This window comes from Rhodophyticola sp. CCM32 (genome assembly GCF_004751985.1).
Lineage (GTDB): Bacteria > Pseudomonadota > Alphaproteobacteria > Rhodobacterales > Rhodobacteraceae > Rhodophyticola.
In genome coordinates, this window is record NZ_CP038492.1 from 3,613,932 (window position 1) to 3,628,920 (window position 14,989).

Here is a 14,989-nt window from a genome sequence, read left to right on the forward strand (position 1 = left end):
TGACGGATATGTTGCGCTCTGGAGTGATCGCGAAAAAGGTGGGGATGACCCGCCTGTTCATGGAGGATGGCCGCCAGGTTCCGGTGACCGTTCTGCAACTGGACAAATTGCAGGTGGTGGCACAGCGCACGCCCGAGAAGGACGGCTATTCGGCGGTTCAGCTTGGCGCGGGCACGGCCAAGGCCAAACGCACAAGCGCGCCGATGCGCGGCCATTTCGCCGCCGCCAAGGTGGAGCCGAAGCGCAAGGTGGCCGAGTTCCGCGTGGCCAATGAAAACCTGATTGGCGTGGGGGAAGAGATCACCGCCAACCATTATTTTGAAGGCCAGTTCGTGGATGTCTCGGGCACCTCGATCGGTAAAGGCTTTCAGGGCGCGATGAAGCGGCATAATTTCGGGGGTCTCCGGGCCTCCCATGGTGTGTCGATCTCTCACCGTTCCCACGGGTCCACCGGCCAGTGCCAGGATCCGGGCAAGGTGTTCAAAGGCAAGAAAATGGCCGGCCATATGGGCGCGGCGCGGGTGACCACGCAGAACCTTCAGGTTGTGCGCACCGATGCCGACCGTGGCCTGATCATGATCAAGGGCGCGGTTCCCGGATCCAAAGGCGGTTGGGTGACGATCAAGGATGCGGTGAAAAAACCGTTCCCCGAGAACGCCATTCTGCCTGCCGCGCTGAAATCGGCCGCTGAGGAAGCCGCGAAAGCCGCAGAAGAGGCTGCCGCCGCCGCCGCCGCCGAGGCGGAAGCCGCCGCCGCTGCCGCCGCCGAGGCGGAACAGGCCGCGATGGAAGCCGCTGAATCCGACACCGCAACCGAGGCGCCTGCTGAGGAAGCCGAGAAGAAGGACGGTGAGGAATGAAACTCGACGTGATCAAACTGGACGGCAAGAAAGCCGGTTCCGTCGATCTGGGCGAAGATATCTTCGGCTTGGAACCGCGTGCCGACATTCTGCACCGTGTGGTCCGCTGGCAGCGCAACAATGCGCAGGCCGGCACCCATAAGGTCAAGACCCGGTCCGAGGTGAGCTATTCCACCAAGAAGATCTATCGCCAGAAAGGCACCGGCGGCGCCCGCCACGGCGCCCGCTCGGCCCCGATCTTCCGTGGTGGCGGCGTCTATAAAGGCCCGGTTGTCCGCAGCCATGGCCATGATCTGACCAAGAAGTTCCGCAAACTTGGCCTGAAGCACGCGCTTTCGGCGAAGATGGCGGAAGGCTCGCTGGTCATCATCGACAATGCCGATCTGGATGCCCCCAAGACCGGTGCGCTGGCCAAACAGGTCAAAAGCCTTGGCTGGAAACGCGCATTGATCATCGACGGCGCCGAGGTGAATGAAAATTTCGCCATGGCCGCACGCAATATCGAAGGTCTCGATGTGCTGCCGTCGATGGGCGCAAATGTCTATGACATCCTCAAACGTGACACCCTGGTGCTCACCAAAGCGGGTGTCGAAGCACTGGAGGCTCGCCTGAAATGAGCACAGACGCATCCCATTACGACGTGATCCGCAAGCCGGTCATCACCGAGAAGGCCACCATGGCGTCCGAACAGAACGCCGTGGTCTTCGAGGTGGCAATCGACGCGAACAAACCACAGATCAAGGAGGCGGTTGAAACCCTCTTTGGTGTGAAGGTCAAAGCGGTCAACACCACAATCACCAAAGGCAAATCCAAACGGTTCCGGGGCCAGCTCGGCCGCCGCAAGGACGTGAAGAAAGCCTATGTGACCCTTGAAGAGGGCAACACGATTGATGTGAGCACGGGTCTTTAAGTTTCGAGATCAGGTGTGAAGATTGAAGCCCCGGCTGCGTGAGCGGTCGGGGTTTTTGATTCCGGTGGGCGGTTGTCAAGAGATGCTTATTCAACAGCCAAAGTATTGTTTGATTTTAAGCGGTGTGTCTGGCGATAAACACACCCCACCTTCTACCCTACTAAAGACTTCTTCACCGATATTGGGCTGACGTAGCAGGATACTTGAATTCAATCCTTTGCGGATTCTATCTGCTTCGACAAGCAACGATTTGGCATAAAATACATAAGACAAATGCTGTATGAAGTCATGGTCGCCCTGATCAAGCTCGCAGGTGGTATCGCAACCGTCATAAAAGGTGCACACCGGCACCAAGAGGTTCAAACCTAGGTGGCAAGTGTCGTTGCAAACAACGTGCAAGTGCTTTTTTGCTAAGTTGTTACTAGGACCGGAAGGGACAAGTAACGTGTTTTTACGGAAGATTATCCGATTGCCAATCAAAGACGAGCAAACACATTGGCTGCGCGGTTCACGCTTTCGAGTTCTTTTGCCCTTTCAATAGGGTTCTCTAATCCAACCGCTGTCATGATCCGGTCCAATGGGATCGGTGTAGATGAGCCATTGGGATCTTGCCATTCCGCAATGTGATTATGCGTCCAATCAGCAAGATCAAATCGGTCGAAGTGCCCGAATTGGTCCCAAGTGCTTTCGAGCATCTCCAAATCGCCTTCGCTGAGAGAGGATAGGTGATCAGTAGTGAGGTCTTTTTGCACCACACCGACATCGTTATTCGCGCGATCACGTAGATACTCAGACCAACCACCGTCGTCGCGATAGGCACCGTTGAGGTAGTTGAGTGTCACAGAATTGACTGGTCCATGCGGCATCGAAACCCGGGCTTCATCTTGAATTGGATGTCCGCGTGTCCGCACGCTCTCGCGATCAGCAAGGTAAACCAGTTTCACGACCTTAAGCACATTGATCGAACCGCCTTCTTGCATTGCAAAGAAGGCGACAGTCTGGGCGGCTTTTTGGGGATCGTACGGCATAATCTTATATCTTTCCTCTATTTTCAATATGTGCGTCTAGTCTTCGTCAGGCAATACATGTGCTAACAAAAGTGAATAAGCTGTTGCTGCATGGTTTGCTTGTGCTCGTTCCGCTCCGCCCCTCGCCCCTTCCCCCATCCCCTAACAGACCCCACCGGCAAGGCCCCGGATTCGTCCGAGGTTCTGCTTTTGGTCGTATGGTCACAAAATTCGGGGACCTCAGGGTCCCTATATATCAAGAGACGGGATCAACCTCCCGCAATGCAAACGGAAGACAGAAAGCATGTTCTGATCGACCGTTCGGGGTTTGCTGGCTTGATTTTCGATAAGTTCAGACTTAGCTAAGACTTAGTCAACACTTTGGGAGCCGCTCATGCAAGCCTCCGTCCATGAAGCCAAGACGAACCTGTCGAAACTGCTCGAAGCGGTCGAGCGGGGGGAGCGGGTTGTGATCACGAAATACGGGAAACCGGCGGCGGAATTGATCCCGGCGCGGAAGAAGACGGTACGCTTTGGCATTCTGAAAGACAAAATTGGCGAAATCCCGGACAGCTTCTTCGAGCAGATGTCCGAGGAAGAGTTGCGCCTGTGGGAAGGCGGCTGATGCCACTGCTGTTGGACACCGGTCCATTTGCGATGCTGCTGTTGGAGAGCGCTCGCATGAAACCGGAGGTGCGAATCCTTATTAAGAAAAGCAATGCCGTTCTGGTGTCTGCCATCTCGTTTTACGAAATCGCGCAGAAGTCGCGATTGGGTAAGTGGCCTGAGATGGAGCCGTTCATGGACGAGCTTGAAACCAGCGCATTGGCCAGTGGCTTGGAGCTTCTGCCTATGTCAGCGGATTTGTGCTTGAAAGCCGCCCTGCTGGACTGGCCCCACCGCGATCCGTTCGACCGGATAATCGCGGCGACTGCATTGCGGGAGAGGGTGCCGCTGGTGTCGTCGGATGCCGCGTTTGATGCGGCGGGGGTGGAGCGAATTTGGGATTAGGAGTTTAACTGCGCCCGGAATCAAGCCGAAGGCGCCGGGCGAGCGCCTGCCCGTTCCGGCGGGCTGGCGCTTCTGCGACCATTGCGTATGCTATCATGGGATAGGGGGGCTTGGCTGGCGTTAATCACCTCACATATCTGTAGCAGCGCCATCCCACGGGCAGGCGCTCGCCCGGCTTGTGTTGCGACCCGTTGAATCCGCACGGTAAAGCTGCCCAATCCGTTGACTTCCCGCCAGCGCCACTTGACCCCCCCACCCCCATCCCTTAACAGACCCCATCGGCAAGGCCCCGGATTCGTCCGGGGTTCTGCTTTTGGTCGCAAGGCCACAAAATTCGGGGACCTCCGGGGCCCTACATATCAAGAGACGGGATCAACCTCCCGCAAAGCAAACGGAAGACAGAAAGCATGGCACTCAAGTCGTATAAGCCGACGACGCCGGGCCAGCGTGGGCTGGTTCTGATCGACCGTTCGGAGCTTTGGAAAGGCCGCCCGGTCAAATCCCTCACCGAGGGTTTGACCAAGAATGGCGGCCGGAACAACACCGGACGGATCACGATGCGCCGCAAGGGCGGTGGCGCGAAGCGTCTGTATCGGATCGTTGATTTCAAACGCAACAAGATGGATGTATCCGCAACCATCGAGCGGATCGAATATGACCCCAACCGCACCGCCTTCATCGCGCTGATCCGCTATGAAGATGGCGAACAGGCCTATATCCTGGCGCCGCAGCGTCTGGCGGTTGGCGATCAGGTCGTCTCTTCCGCCAAGGCGGATATCAAGCCGGGCAACGCGATGCCGTTCTCGGGCATGCCGATCGGCACGATCATCCACAATATCGAGATGAAGCCCGGCAAGGGTGGCCAGATCGCGCGGGCCGCCGGCACTTATGCGCAATTCGTGGGCCGCGACGGTGGCTATGCGCAGATCCGGCTTTCCTCGGGCGAACTGCGCCTGGTCCGCCAGGAATGCATGGCCACGGTTGGCGCGGTGTCGAACCCCGACAACTCGAACCAGAATCTCGGCAAGGCGGGCCGCAACCGGCACAAGGGCATCCGCCCCTCTGTCCGTGGTGTGGTGATGAACCCCGTCGATCACCCCCATGGTGGTGGTGAGGGCCGGACATCCGGCGGCCGTCATCCGGTATCGCCCTGGGGCAAGCCCACCAAAGGCGCCCGGACCCGCAACAAGAACAAAGCGTCGTCGAAGCTGATCATCCGCTCGCGCCACGCCAAGAAGAAGGGGCGCTAGATCATGTCGCGTTCTGTCTGGAAGGGTCCTTTTGTCGACAGCTATGTCCTCAAGAAGGCCGAAAAATCCAAGGAATCCGGTCGCAACGAGGTCATCAAGATCTGGTCGCGCCGCTCCACCATCCTGCCCCAGTTCGTGGGCCTCACCTTTGGGGTCTATAATGGTCGCAAACATATCCCGGTCAGCATTTCCGAGGATATGATCGGTCAGAAATTCGGGGAATATTCGCCCACGCGGACCTATTACGGTCACGCCGCCGACAAAAAGGCGAAACGAAAATGAGCAAGGATAAGAACCCCCGCCGCGTGGCGGAAAACGAAGCCATGGCCAAGGCCCGCATGCTGCGCACAAGCCCGCAGAAGCTGAACCTTGTGGCGCAGATGATCCGGGGCAAGAAGGTTGAAAAGGCGCTGGCCGATCTGACCTTCTCGAAAAAGCGGATCGCGGCAGATGTGAAGAAATGCCTTCAATCCGCCATCGCCAATGCCGAAAACAACCATAACCTGGATGTGGATGATCTGGTCGTTGCCGAGGCTTATGTCGGCAAGAACCTGACCCTGAAACGCGGGCGTCCGCGGGCACGGGGCCGGTTTGGCAAGATCATCAAGCCGTTCAGCGAGCTGACCATCACGGTCCGCCAGGTCGAAGATATCGTCGGGGAGCAAGCGTAATGGGTCATAAGGTCAATCCGATCGGCATGCGCCTGCAGGTGAACCGCACCTGGGACAGCCGCTGGTATGCCGATACCAAGGATTACGGAAATCTTCTGCTGGAAGATATCCGTATGCGCGCGTTTATCGCGGAAGAGTGCAAACAGGCGGGTGTGTCCCGTGTGATCATCGAGCGTCCGCACCGCAAGTGCCGCGTCACGATCCACACGGCGCGCCCGGGCGTCATCATCGGCAAGAAAGGCGCAGATATCGAAACCCTGCGCCGCAAGCTTGCCGCCATGACCGACAGCGAGTTGCACCTGAACATCGTCGAGGTGCGCAAGCCCGAGCTTGACGCGGCCCTGGTCGCCGAAAGCATCGCGCAGCAGCTTGAGCGCCGGGTGTCGTTCCGCCGTGCGATGAAACGGTCGGTTCAGAACGCGATGCGCATGGGGTCACTTGGCATTCGCGTGAATGTCGCGGGTCGTCTTGGCGGTGCCGAGATTGCACGGACCGAATGGTATCGCGAGGGCCGGGTGCCGCTGCACACGCTGCGCGCGGATATCGACTATGCCCATGCAGAAGCGAAAACCGCCTATGGTATCATCGGCATCAAAGTCTGGATCTTCAAAGGCGAGATCATGGAGCACGACCCGTCGGCCCGTGATCGCAAGCATCAGGAGCTTCAGGAAGGTGGCGGCCCACGTCCGCGCCGCGACCGTTAAGGAGTAGATGAGATGCTGCAACCAAAGCGCACGAAATTCCGCAAACAGTTCAAAGGGCGGATCAAAGGGGAAGCCAAGGGCGGGTCTGACCTGACCTTCGGCACCTATGGCCTGAAGGCGCTTCAGCCTGAGCGTGTGACCGCACGCCAGATCGAAGCCGCCCGCCGCGCCATGACCCGCCACATGAAACGTCAGGGCCGGGTCTGGATCCGGATTTTCCCCGATGTGCCGGTCACCTCGAAACCCACCGAAGTGCGGATGGGCAAGGGGAAAGGCTCGGTCGATTTCTGGGCCTGCAAGGTCAAACCCGGCCGGATCATGTTCGAGATCGACGGCGTGTCCGAACCGGTCGCCCGCGAGGCCCTGCGCCTCGCCGCGATGAAACTGCCGGTCAAGACCCGCACGGTCGTTCGCGAAGACTGGTAAACGGCGGCTTCGCCGCCAAGTGGGGTATAGGCGATTTCGAAGAAAACGTCCGGGCCCCACCCCGGTTGAGATAACGAAGCCCCCGCCCGAGAGATCGGCGGGGGTTTTCTTTTGGTGCGTCCGCCGTCATCTGTCCCCATCCGACACCGCCGGGTCGCGCCTGCGCAATGGCATGGGGCCTGAATGCTCAAACGGGTTTAAGGTGCCAATCAAAATATCGCGGAGAAGGTTGAAACCAATACGCAGCTGTCGCAAAAAATGGCATGATCACATAGGTTTGGCTTTCGGGTGGCGTTCTGGGGATTGTAAGAACTTGGACTACAGACGTGAAATCGACGGGCTGCGAGCTGTTTCTGTCATCTCAGTGGTGATCTATCACGCAGATTTCGTTTTGGGCGGCATGAAGCAACTGCCCGGTGGCTTTGTCGGCGTTGACGTGTTTTTCGTCATCTCTGGCTTCCTGATCACGCAACTGATCGCCGGTGAGCTAACGGCGCGGCGCTTTTCGATCCTGCGGTTCTATGAAAGACGAGCCCGGCGTATTCTGCCTGCACTGCTTTTTGTCATATTGTCGTCAACGCCGTTCGCTCTGGCCCTTATGGATCCGGAAGCACAACAGGAGTTTGCAGGCTCGGTTGTCTCGACTTTGCTTTTCTTTTCAAATTTCTTTTTCTGGTTTCAGGACAGTTACGCAACAGAGCCTAGCCAACTCAAACCATTGCTGCACACTTGGAGCCTTTCCGTCGAAGAGCAGTTCTACATTTTCTTCCCGCCGCTGATGATGGCATTGAGTGTGCTGGCATTTAGAATACGCCTTATGTTGCTTTTGGCACTGGCGCTACTGTCGCTTTTGCTGGCGCAGTATCTGTCGACGCGATTTGTTGACGCAAATTTCTTTGTTACCGCAACACGCGCCTGGGAGTTGATCTGTGGCGGGTTGCTTGCGTTGATACCGGCGAGCCGTAAGCCCCGGCTGGGTCTGTTGGGCCGCTACCTGCCCACTCTTGGTCTGGGGTTGATTTTAGGAGCAATCATTACCTTTTCTGACACCATGCCCCATCCATCATTCTATACACTTATTCCGGTGCTGGGCGCGGTGTTTGTCATCGGATGGGCGAACCCGAATGATCCGGCAACCCGATTGCTGTCCTCTCGGCCGTTTGTCGGTATCGGATTGATCTCCTACTCATTTTATCTTTGGCATTTCCCGGTTTTTGCATTCGCCCGGATCTCCAGCACGCAAGATATATCCGCAATGGTGATGATTGTCCTGATCATCCTAAGCGGCCTGATGGCGGCTGTAACATGGCGTTGGGTCGAACAGCCCTTCCGAAACCGCAATCAGATCAGTACCTCGGGTCTGATTTATGGGTGCGGGGGATTGTCAGCCGTCTTTTTAGTGGTCGCAAGTAGTGTTGCACTGCGCGATGTCGAGCAGGTCTACAGGTCAATACCTGTGGTGCGGGTTGGGAGCCGCCGATGGTGATATCGAATTCCTGCTTATTGGAGACAGTCACGCTGAGGCGATTGCATCTGTCTTCCATTCGGCTGCCACAGAGGCTGATTTGCGCGGACTGGTTGTCTCTCGTTCGGGGTGCCCTCTGCTGCTGGATCTTGAGCCGAACCGTGGCGAACCGTTGTCGGAACAATGCCTAACCTTAGGATATGCCGTTCTCGATTATGCCATAGAACATGACATCGAGCGGGTCGTTTTCGCATCTCGCTGGAATTACTATTTCTGTGGTGAGCCCCAACCGGACTGTGGATATACTCAAAACACCCGCTTTCTGGGCGCCGCATGGGGACAGAATGAAGACGACCGCCTAGGGTATCTTGAAGCGGCAATTATGAGGACACTCCAGACTTATCAGGATGCGGGAATATCCGTGCAGCTTGTGTCTCAGGTGCCGCACCAGCCATACGATCCCCGGAGAGTGTATGACCTTTTCTTCGAGACATCTCGGCCTGAATATCTGACTGATATGGCTGTATCTGCGTCAGCACATCAATCATTCACCGAACATGTTCATGCGCTTATGGAGGATGCAACGAGTGCATACCCTTCAGCCCGGCTTTATGATCCGGCGGAAATTCTCTGCACGCCTGGCGGCATTTGCCGGATAGGCGATCTACGAAACAGCTATTATTCTGACGATGATCATCTAAGCTTGGGAGCGGCAAACCTGTTGAATGACTGGGCGCTAAGTGTCTTGGCCCCCTGACCCTCTGTTGTGAACACAGTAGCTCTGCTAGTCAGGTCCCATGTCAAACATCCGCTCCCTCTTCGCCACCCGCCTTTACCACGCCCGCCTGTCCGAGCTTGGCAAACCCATCGACCCGGATGAGCTGGAGGTGTCCTGTCTGTCCATTGCCGAGGATGACACCGCCGGGCAGGACTGGAGCGCCGAGAACGGATTTCCGGGCTATACCAGCTATGCATCCCTGACCGATCTGCCCTGGCGGTTCCCGATCTTCAAGGATCTGAAGAAGGTGCTCGACAAACATGTGAAGGCGTTTGCGGGTGATCTGGAATTCGATCTGGGCGAGAAGAAGCTGAAACTTGACAGCCTGTGGATCAATATCCTGCCCGAAGGCGGCATCCATACCTCCCATATCCACCCGCATGCGGTGATCTCGGGCACCACCTATGTGGCGGTGCCGCCCGGCGCGCAGTCGATCAAACTGGAAGACCCGCGCCATGCGATGATGATGGCAGCCCCCAACCGGCGGACGGATTGCCGCGAGGAATTGCGGGCCTTTGTCTATCCGGGCCCGAAGACGGGGGATGTGCTGCTCTGGGAAAGCTGGCTGCGCCATGAGGTGCCGATGAACATGGATGCAGAGGACCGGGTGAGTGTGAGCTTTAACTATGGGTGGGAGTGAGCGCCGATCCGGGCAAAGCCCGGCGAAAGGTTCAGTGGACCTTTCGAGGCGCGAACGGGCGGAGCCCTGACTTGGATTTACGACCAGCTTAGGTCTGACAGAGCATCTCCACAAAGATCCGACCAGACTCGGATGTGGTGGAAGCGTTTCAAAAGGACGGCCGGGATGGCAGAGCCGGATGAATTCGGCGTTGCGGAAGACGGCAGGGATTTGAGATAGTCAAATGGTTAGCTATTCGTGTTGTGTTCTCGCTTCGTCGGCTTCACATAACGCAAACGAGTAAACGTCCTCTGCGTATGCTGATGCTCCATCAGCAAACTCGGTGGCATCAAGCGCGTATTGCCGCGCGGCGTCGGCATAGGCGTTCGCATTAGAAATGTATAGATTTAAGTCTCGGATATATGCATCAACATCATTGAAGTAGCGGTCGAGCTCCCATTGGGAACAGGTGTGGGTCCCGGAATAACTGTAAGATGTAAGGCAATAAGGCACTCTAGGTATTGCAAACGCCGACGGAGCACTCGGTGGGCTTTGCGCGAAGTGTGGCTCGTAACCATTGAAGGAAGGTTCGAAACAAAAGCCAAATGAGCTTGTGGTCCCGAATGCGTTAAACCCAATGGCAAGGCAAAGCATGGCTGTGCGCGTTGACATCTGACGTTATCTCGTGCCTCAAAAGTCGACAATGGCTTCGACGGTTGCAAAAAACAAGGGTTGCACGCCAAGCAATCGACCCCTATAGCCATCCTTCATTCACCACCTCCACCAGAATCACGGTGACCCAAAGCGGGGCCGTCTGGTGATGTTGAAAGGAAGACCAGATGGCGACCAGCGCCCAGGACCTGCGTGACAAGACGCCGGATCAGCTTCGCGAGGAGCTTGTCCAGCTGAAGAAAGAGGCTTTCAACCTCCGTTTCCAGCAAGCCACCGGTGCGCTGGAAAACACCGCCCGTATGCGCGAGGTCCGTCGGGGCGCCGCGCGGGTGAAGACCATTTTGAATCAGAAAGCCGCCGAAGCGGCGTCGGATGTCACGTCCGCAACCAGCGAAGCGGAGGCGTAAACCATGCCCAAGCGTATTCTGACCGGCACCGTGACCAGCGACGCCAATGCACAGACCGTGACCGTATCCGTGGAGCGTCGCTTCAAGCACCCGGTCATGCAGAAGACCATCCGGAAGTCCAAGAAGTATCGGGCGCATGATCCGGAAAACACGTTCAAGGTCGGGGACCAGGTCCGTATTCAGGAATGTGCCCCTGTCTCGAAATCCAAACGCTGGGAGGTGATTGCCTCCTAAAGGTAACCACCAACCGGTTTGATCGAAACCCTGGGGCAAAAAGGTCCCCAAAGGTCGGGAGAAACCAAAATGATCCAGATGCAGACCAATCTGGATGTGGCTGACAATAGCGGCGCTCGCCGTGTTCAGTGCATCAAGGTCCTGGGTGGGTCCAAGCGGAAATACGCAAGCGTCGGTGACGTGATCGTTGTGTCCGTGAAGGAAGCCATCCCTCGGGGCCGCGTGAAGAAAGGCGATGTCCGCAAGGCCGTCGTTGTGCGCACCGCCAAGGAAGTGCGCCGTGAAGACGGCACCGCGATCCGCTTTGACCGCAACGCCGCCGTCATCCTCAACAACAATAACGAGCCGATCGGCACCCGGATTTTCGGGCCGGTGGTGCGTGAGTTGCGCGGCAAGAACTTCATGAAAATCATTTCGCTTGCGCCGGAGGTGCTGTGACATGGCTGCGAAACTGAAAAAAGGCGACAAGGTCGTCGTGCTGGCCGGCAAGGACCGGGGCAAAGAGGGCGAGATTTCGTCTGTTGACCCGAAAGCCGGCAAGGCAATCGTCGATGGCATCAACATCGCCATCCGTCACACCAAGCAAAGCCAGTCCAGCCAGGGCGGTCGCATCCCACAGGCGATGCCGATCCAGCTGAGCAATCTGGCGCTGCTGGATAGCAATGGCAAAGCCACCCGCGTCGGGTTCCGTATGGAAGATGACAAGAAGGTGCGGTTTGCCAAGACCACGGGGGACGTGATCTGATGCTGGATACTGCAACCTACACACCGCGTCTGAAGGCGCTTTATGCCGCTACGATCAAAGCCGCTCTGATCGAGGAATTCGGGTATAAAAACCCGATGATGGCGCCCCGTCTGGACAAGATCGTGCTGAATATCGGCGCCGGTGCCGAGGCGGTTCGTGACACCAAGAAGGTGAAATCGGCGCAGGAAGATCTGACAGCGATTGCCGGTCAGCTGGCCGTTGTCACCAAGGCCAAGAAATCCATCGCCGGGTTCCGGGTGCGTGAAGAAATGCCGCTTGGCACCAAGGTCACCCTGCGCGGCGACCGGATGTATGAATTTCTGGATCGTCTGATCACCGTCGCATTGCCCCGGGTCCGCGATTTTCGCGGCGTCAGCGGCAAATCCTTCGATGGCCGCGGCAACTATGCCATGGGCATGAAAGAGCATTTGGTGTTCCCCGAGATCAACTTTGACAAGATCGACGAGAACTGGGGACTGGATATCGTGATTGCCACCACCGCGAATACGGACGCGGAAGCCAAGGCGCTGTTGAAAGCTTTCAACATGCCCTTCAACAGCTGATCGCGGGAGAGAAAGAGACATGGCAAAAAAAGCAATGGTCGAACGCGAATTGAAGCGTCAGCGCCTGGTGGAGAAATACGCCACCAAACGCGCCGCGCTGAAAGAGATCGCGAATGATGAAAGCAAACCGATGGAAGAGCGTTTCACGGCCCGCCTGAAACTGGCGAAACTGCCGCGCAACAGCTCTGCCACCCGGTTGCACAACCGGTGCCAGCTGACGGGCCGCCCCAAGGCGTATTACCGCAAGCTGAAAATGTCGCGGATCAAGCTGCGCGATCTGGCCTCCAACGGTCAGATCCCCGGCATGGTCAAGTCAAGCTGGTAGGGGAGATATAGATATGACTGATCCTATCGCAGATATGCTCACCCGGATCCGCAACTCTTCGATGCGCGGCAAATCCACGGTGATGACGCCCGCCTCCAAACTGCGGGCCTGGGTTCTGGATGTGCTGGCCGATGAAGGCTACATCCGCGGCTATGAAAAGACGACGGGGGCCGATGGCCACCCGGCGATCGAGATTAGCCTGAAATACTATGAAGGCACGCCTGTTATTCGCGAGTTGAAACGGGTCTCCAAACCCGGTCGTCGCGTCTATATGGGCGTCGGTGACATTCCGCAGGTCCGTCAGGGTCTGGGTGTGTCGATTGTCTCCACGTCCAAGGGCGTGATGTCGGATGCAGCCGCACGCAACGCCAATGTCGGCGGCGAAGTGCTCTGCACCGTATTCTAAGGAGGGAATGATGTCTCGTATTGGCAAAAGGCCGGTTGATCTTCCCTCGGGCGTCGAGGCGAACATCTCGGGTCAGACGATTGAAGTGAAAGGCCCGAAAGGCGCCCGCAGCTTCACCGCGACCGATGATGTGACCCTGGCCGTGGAAGACAATGCCGTGACGGTCACCCCGCGCGGCAAGTCCAAACGCGCCCGTCAGCAGTGGGGCATGAGCCGCACGATGGTGCAGAACCTGGTCACCGGTGTGACCGCCGGGTTCAAGAAAGAGCTTGAGATCCAGGGCGTGGGCTATCGCGCACAGATGCAGGGCAACACCCTGAAACTGTCGCTTGGCCTGTCCCACGAAGTGAACTTTGAGGTGCCGGCCGGTGTGACCGTGACGGCCCCCAAGGTCACCGAAGTGATCATCGAGGGCAATGATGAACAACTCGTCGGCCAGGTTGCGGCCAACATCCGTGAGTGGCGCAAGCCCGAGCCCTATAAGGGCAAAGGCATTCGCTACAAGGGCGAGTATATCTTCCGCAAGGAAGGCAAGAAGAAGTAAGGGCGCGAACAATGGCAAACAGCAAACGAGTTCTGTTCCAGAAACGCCGCCTGCGCGTTCGGAACAAATTGCGGAAGATGGCAGATGGGCGCCCGCGCCTGTCGGTGCATCGGTCCAACAAAAACATCAGCGTGCAGCTGATCGACGATCTGAATGGCGTGACGCTTGCCGCGGCCTCCAGCCTTGAAAAGGATCTGGGTGTTGTGGGCAAGAACAATGTCGAGGCAGCGACCAAGGTGGGTGAGGCGATTGCCACACGCGCCAGGAAAGCCGGTGTCGAAGAGTGCTATTTCGACCGGGGCGGGTTTCTCTTTCATGGCAAGGTGAAGGCTCTGGCCGACGCTGCCCGTGAAGGTGGTCTGAAGTTCTAAAGGTGCGGGCAAGCCGAAAAGCGGAAACCGGTTTTCGGAACAGGTCGCGCGACCACTAGGAAAAGGCAGGCGGCGGTTGCGCCGCCTCGATGATCGGGGGGTCTTTGGACAGGCCCACTGCGATCGGAATTCAGGGGCGCGACATGCGCGTGCCGTCAGGAAAGGATGCCACTTATGGCAGAACGTGAAAACAGAGGGCGTGGCCGCGGTCGCAACCGTGAAGAGGAAACGCCGGAATTTGCCGATCGTCTGGTGGCGATCAACCGGGTGTCCAAAACCGTGAAAGGCGGCAAGCGCTTCGGCTTTGCGGCCCTTGTGGTTGTGGGCGATCAGCGGGGCCGCGTGGGCTTTGGTAAGGGCAAGGCCAAAGAGGTGCCCGAGGCGATCCGCAAGGCGACCGAACAGGCCAAGCGCCAACTGATCCGCGTGCCTCTGAAAGAGGGCCGGACATTGCATCACGACATGCTGGGCCGCCATGGTGCCGGCAAGGTTGTCATGCGCACCGCACCGGAAGGGACGGGCATCATTGCCGGTGGTCCGATGCGCGCCGTGTTCGAAATGCTGGGGATCAAGGATGTGGTGTCGAAATCCACAGGCTCGCAGAACCCCTATAACATGATCCGCGCCACGCTGGATGGTCTCAAGAAAGAGTCCTCCCCGCGTCAGGTTGCGGCGCGTCGTGGCAAGAAGGTTGCCGATATCCTGCCCAAGCGGGAAGAAGCCCCGGCAGCCGAGGCGGAAACCGCGGCTGAGGAGGCCTGAGAGACATGGCAAAAACGATTGTTGTGAAACAGGTGGGGTCTCCGATCCGGCGCCCCGCCAAACAGCGCCAGACGCTGATCGGCCTGGGCCTGAACAAGATGCACAAGACCCGCGAGCTTGAAGACACCCCCGCCGTGCGCGGCATGGTCAACAAGATCCCGCATCTGGTGGAGATCATCGAAGAACGCGGGTGAGCTTCTTCGATACAGGATTGAAAACGCCCTGGTGAGTGACCGCCGGGGCGTTTTCCGTTTGAGGT

Annotated in this window: 26 protein-coding genes; 24 read left to right on the forward strand and 2 right to left on the reverse strand. The window is 57.7% G+C overall.

Translation table 11 applies throughout. The features are described from left to right. Positions 1-8 precede the first annotated feature (8 nt). Genes rplC through E2K80_RS17680 form a run of 3 tightly spaced genes read left to right on the forward strand, consistent with a single transcriptional unit; the run spans position 9 to position 1,770 of the window. The gene (gene rplC / locus E2K80_RS17670; RefSeq protein ID WP_135376192.1) at positions 9-860 is read left to right on the forward strand and encodes a 50S ribosomal protein L3; all 852 of its coding nucleotides are present in this window, start codon (positions 9-11) and stop codon (positions 858-860) included. Then, positions 857-1,477 carry a 50S ribosomal protein L4 gene (gene rplD / locus E2K80_RS17675; protein WP_135376193.1) on the forward strand — a complete coding sequence of 207 codons (621 nt, stop codon included), beginning with the start codon at positions 857-859 and terminating at the stop codon, positions 1,475-1,477. The genes rplC and rplD overlap by 4 nt, the downstream gene beginning before the upstream one ends. Beyond that, a complete protein-coding gene (locus tag E2K80_RS17680; RefSeq protein ID WP_135376194.1) occupies positions 1,474-1,770 on the forward strand; it encodes a 50S ribosomal protein L23 in 297 nt (98 codons plus the stop codon). Before rplD ends, E2K80_RS17680 begins: the two co-directional genes overlap by 4 nt. Before the next feature lie 90 nt (positions 1,771-1,860). Here the strand turns inward: E2K80_RS17680 and E2K80_RS19215 are convergent, their stop codons facing one another. Next, on the reverse strand, positions 1,861-2,133 hold the full coding sequence (locus E2K80_RS19215) for a hypothetical protein (protein ID WP_135376195.1): 273 nt from the start codon (positions 2,131-2,133) through the stop codon (positions 1,861-1,863). A gap of 113 nt (positions 2,134-2,246) precedes the next feature. Further along, on the reverse strand, positions 2,247-2,798 hold the full coding sequence (locus E2K80_RS17690; protein ID WP_135376196.1) for a Panacea domain-containing protein: 552 nt from the start codon (positions 2,796-2,798) through the stop codon (positions 2,247-2,249). A gap of 373 nt (positions 2,799-3,171) precedes the next feature. On the opposite strand from E2K80_RS17690, the gene E2K80_RS17695 reads away from it, so the two are divergent. The 21 genes from E2K80_RS17695 to rpmD all read left to right on the forward strand — a co-directional run bounded on the left by E2K80_RS17695 (position 3,172) and on the right by rpmD (position 14,924). Next, a complete protein-coding gene (locus E2K80_RS17695; RefSeq protein ID WP_135376197.1) occupies positions 3,172-3,402 on the forward strand; it encodes a type II toxin-antitoxin system Phd/YefM family antitoxin in 231 nt (76 codons plus the stop codon). Beyond that, entirely contained in the window at positions 3,402-3,788 is a 387-nt protein-coding gene (locus E2K80_RS17700; protein ID WP_135376198.1) for a type II toxin-antitoxin system VapC family toxin, read from the forward strand. Before E2K80_RS17695 ends, E2K80_RS17700 begins: the two co-directional genes overlap by 1 nt. Positions 3,789-4,195: 407 nt before the next feature. Further along, positions 4,196-5,038, forward strand: coding sequence for a 50S ribosomal protein L2 (rplB, locus tag E2K80_RS17705; RefSeq protein WP_135376199.1), 843 nt, complete (start codon positions 4,196-4,198; stop codon positions 5,036-5,038). Positions 5,039-5,041: 3 nt separating this feature from the next. After that, a complete protein-coding gene (rpsS, locus tag E2K80_RS17710) occupies positions 5,042-5,320 on the forward strand; it encodes a 30S ribosomal protein S19 (RefSeq protein WP_135376200.1) in 279 nt (92 codons plus the stop codon). Then, on the forward strand, positions 5,317-5,709 hold the full coding sequence (gene rplV / locus E2K80_RS17715) for a 50S ribosomal protein L22 (protein WP_135376201.1): 393 nt from the start codon (positions 5,317-5,319) through the stop codon (positions 5,707-5,709). The genes rpsS and rplV overlap by 4 nt, the downstream gene beginning before the upstream one ends. Further along, complete coding sequence (gene rpsC / locus E2K80_RS17720; RefSeq protein ID WP_135376202.1) at positions 5,709-6,413, forward strand: 30S ribosomal protein S3; 705 nt, start codon at positions 5,709-5,711, stop codon at positions 6,411-6,413. The genes rplV and rpsC overlap by 1 nt, the downstream gene beginning before the upstream one ends. Positions 6,414-6,425: 12 nt before the next feature. After that, positions 6,426-6,839: a 50S ribosomal protein L16 gene (gene rplP / locus E2K80_RS17725; protein ID WP_135376203.1), complete on the forward strand. Its 414-nt coding sequence runs from the start codon at positions 6,426-6,428 to the stop codon at positions 6,837-6,839. Between the two features lie 313 nt (positions 6,840-7,152). Then, on the forward strand, positions 7,153-8,325 hold the full coding sequence (locus E2K80_RS17730; protein ID WP_168193231.1) for an acyltransferase family protein: 1,173 nt from the start codon (positions 7,153-7,155) through the stop codon (positions 8,323-8,325). Further along, on the forward strand, positions 8,306-9,061 hold the full coding sequence (locus E2K80_RS17735; RefSeq protein ID WP_135376205.1) for an SGNH hydrolase domain-containing protein: 756 nt from the start codon (positions 8,306-8,308) through the stop codon (positions 9,059-9,061). The genes E2K80_RS17730 and E2K80_RS17735 overlap by 20 nt, the downstream gene beginning before the upstream one ends. Before the next feature lie 40 nt (positions 9,062-9,101). Continuing rightward, entirely contained in the window at positions 9,102-9,722 is a 621-nt protein-coding gene (locus tag E2K80_RS17740) for a TIGR02466 family protein (RefSeq protein ID WP_135376206.1), read from the forward strand. A gap of 818 nt (positions 9,723-10,540) precedes the next feature. Further along, the gene (gene rpmC / locus E2K80_RS17745) at positions 10,541-10,780 is read left to right on the forward strand and encodes a 50S ribosomal protein L29 (RefSeq protein ID WP_135376207.1); all 240 of its coding nucleotides are present in this window, start codon (positions 10,541-10,543) and stop codon (positions 10,778-10,780) included. Positions 10,781-10,783: 3 nt separating this feature from the next. Further along, positions 10,784-11,014 (forward strand): 30S ribosomal protein S17, encoded by a 231-nt coding sequence (gene rpsQ / locus E2K80_RS17750; RefSeq protein WP_135376208.1) that lies wholly within the window; start codon positions 10,784-10,786, stop codon positions 11,012-11,014. 69 nt (positions 11,015-11,083) lie between these two features. After that, positions 11,084-11,452, forward strand: coding sequence for a 50S ribosomal protein L14 (gene rplN / locus E2K80_RS17755; RefSeq protein ID WP_068340767.1), 369 nt, complete (start codon positions 11,084-11,086; stop codon positions 11,450-11,452). A 1-nt stretch (position 11,453) separates the two neighbouring features. After that, positions 11,454-11,759 carry a 50S ribosomal protein L24 gene (rplX, locus tag E2K80_RS17760; RefSeq protein ID WP_135376209.1) on the forward strand — a complete coding sequence of 102 codons (306 nt, stop codon included), beginning with the start codon at positions 11,454-11,456 and terminating at the stop codon, positions 11,757-11,759. Further along, positions 11,759-12,322, forward strand: a complete 564-nt coding sequence (gene rplE / locus E2K80_RS17765) for a 50S ribosomal protein L5 (RefSeq protein ID WP_135376210.1) — start codon at positions 11,759-11,761, stop codon at positions 12,320-12,322. The genes rplX and rplE overlap by 1 nt, the downstream gene beginning before the upstream one ends. 19 nt (positions 12,323-12,341) lie before the next feature. Then, positions 12,342-12,647 carry a 30S ribosomal protein S14 gene (gene rpsN / locus E2K80_RS17770; RefSeq protein ID WP_135376211.1) on the forward strand — a complete coding sequence of 102 codons (306 nt, stop codon included), beginning with the start codon at positions 12,342-12,344 and terminating at the stop codon, positions 12,645-12,647. 13 nt (positions 12,648-12,660) lie between these two features. Next, entirely contained in the window at positions 12,661-13,053 is a 393-nt protein-coding gene (gene rpsH / locus E2K80_RS17775) for a 30S ribosomal protein S8 (protein ID WP_135376212.1), read from the forward strand. Positions 13,054-13,063: 10 nt separating this feature from the next. Then, positions 13,064-13,597 carry a 50S ribosomal protein L6 gene (gene rplF / locus E2K80_RS17780; RefSeq protein ID WP_135376678.1) on the forward strand — a complete coding sequence of 178 codons (534 nt, stop codon included), beginning with the start codon at positions 13,064-13,066 and terminating at the stop codon, positions 13,595-13,597. Between the two features lie 11 nt (positions 13,598-13,608). Then, positions 13,609-13,968: a 50S ribosomal protein L18 gene (gene rplR / locus E2K80_RS17785; RefSeq protein WP_135376213.1), complete on the forward strand. Its 360-nt coding sequence runs from the start codon at positions 13,609-13,611 to the stop codon at positions 13,966-13,968. 174 nt (positions 13,969-14,142) lie between these two features. Further along, positions 14,143-14,730 (forward strand): 30S ribosomal protein S5, encoded by a 588-nt coding sequence (gene rpsE, locus E2K80_RS17790; protein ID WP_135376214.1) that lies wholly within the window; start codon positions 14,143-14,145, stop codon positions 14,728-14,730. 5 nt (positions 14,731-14,735) lie between these two features. Further along, complete coding sequence (rpmD, locus tag E2K80_RS17795; protein ID WP_135376215.1) at positions 14,736-14,924, forward strand: 50S ribosomal protein L30; 189 nt, start codon at positions 14,736-14,738, stop codon at positions 14,922-14,924. Positions 14,925-14,989 lie beyond the last annotated feature (65 nt).

What these genes read in the sequence shown, in the direction of transcription:
- rplR (WP_135376213.1), top strand. Translation starts at nt 13,609, where the DNA reads ATGGCAAACAGCAAACGAGTTCTGTTCCAGAAACGCCGCCTGCGCGTT.
- rplF (WP_135376678.1), top strand. Translation starts at nt 13,064, where the DNA reads ATGTCTCGTATTGGCAAAAGGCCGGTTGATCTTCCCTCGGGCGTCGAG.
- rpsS (WP_135376200.1), top strand. Translation starts at nt 5,042, where the DNA reads ATGTCGCGTTCTGTCTGGAAGGGTCCTTTTGTCGACAGCTATGTCCTC.
- E2K80_RS17740 (WP_135376206.1), top strand. Translation starts at nt 9,102, where the DNA reads ATGTCAAACATCCGCTCCCTCTTCGCCACCCGCCTTTACCACGCCCGC.
- rpsH (WP_135376212.1), top strand. Translation starts at nt 12,661, where the DNA reads ATGACTGATCCTATCGCAGATATGCTCACCCGGATCCGCAACTCTTCG.
- rplV (WP_135376201.1), top strand. Translation starts at nt 5,317, where the DNA reads ATGAGCAAGGATAAGAACCCCCGCCGCGTGGCGGAAAACGAAGCCATG.
- rplN (WP_068340767.1), top strand. Translation starts at nt 11,084, where the DNA reads ATGATCCAGATGCAGACCAATCTGGATGTGGCTGACAATAGCGGCGCT.
- rpsN (WP_135376211.1), top strand. Translation starts at nt 12,342, where the DNA reads ATGGCAAAAAAAGCAATGGTCGAACGCGAATTGAAGCGTCAGCGCCTG.
- rplE (WP_135376210.1), top strand. Translation starts at nt 11,759, where the DNA reads ATGCTGGATACTGCAACCTACACACCGCGTCTGAAGGCGCTTTATGCC.
- rplB (WP_135376199.1), top strand. Translation starts at nt 4,196, where the DNA reads ATGGCACTCAAGTCGTATAAGCCGACGACGCCGGGCCAGCGTGGGCTG.
- rplC (WP_135376192.1), top strand. Translation starts at nt 9, where the DNA reads ATGTTGCGCTCTGGAGTGATCGCGAAAAAGGTGGGGATGACCCGCCTG.
- E2K80_RS17680 (WP_135376194.1), top strand. Translation starts at nt 1,474, where the DNA reads ATGAGCACAGACGCATCCCATTACGACGTGATCCGCAAGCCGGTCATC.
- rpsC (WP_135376202.1), top strand. Translation starts at nt 5,709, where the DNA reads ATGGGTCATAAGGTCAATCCGATCGGCATGCGCCTGCAGGTGAACCGC.
- rpsE (WP_135376214.1), top strand. Translation starts at nt 14,143, where the DNA reads ATGGCAGAACGTGAAAACAGAGGGCGTGGCCGCGGTCGCAACCGTGAA.
- E2K80_RS17690 (WP_135376196.1), bottom strand. Translation starts at nt 2,798, where the DNA reads ATGCCGTACGATCCCCAAAAAGCCGCCCAGACTGTCGCCTTCTTTGCA.
- rplX (WP_135376209.1), top strand. Translation starts at nt 11,454, where the DNA reads ATGGCTGCGAAACTGAAAAAAGGCGACAAGGTCGTCGTGCTGGCCGGC.
- rpsQ (WP_135376208.1), top strand. Translation starts at nt 10,784, where the DNA reads ATGCCCAAGCGTATTCTGACCGGCACCGTGACCAGCGACGCCAATGCA.
- rpmD (WP_135376215.1), top strand. Translation starts at nt 14,736, where the DNA reads ATGGCAAAAACGATTGTTGTGAAACAGGTGGGGTCTCCGATCCGGCGC.
- rpmC (WP_135376207.1), top strand. Translation starts at nt 10,541, where the DNA reads ATGGCGACCAGCGCCCAGGACCTGCGTGACAAGACGCCGGATCAGCTT.
- rplD (WP_135376193.1), top strand. Translation starts at nt 857, where the DNA reads ATGAAACTCGACGTGATCAAACTGGACGGCAAGAAAGCCGGTTCCGTC.
- E2K80_RS17695 (WP_135376197.1), top strand. Translation starts at nt 3,172, where the DNA reads ATGCAAGCCTCCGTCCATGAAGCCAAGACGAACCTGTCGAAACTGCTC.
- rplP (WP_135376203.1), top strand. Translation starts at nt 6,426, where the DNA reads ATGCTGCAACCAAAGCGCACGAAATTCCGCAAACAGTTCAAAGGGCGG.
- E2K80_RS17700 (WP_135376198.1), top strand. Translation starts at nt 3,402, where the DNA reads ATGCCACTGCTGTTGGACACCGGTCCATTTGCGATGCTGCTGTTGGAG.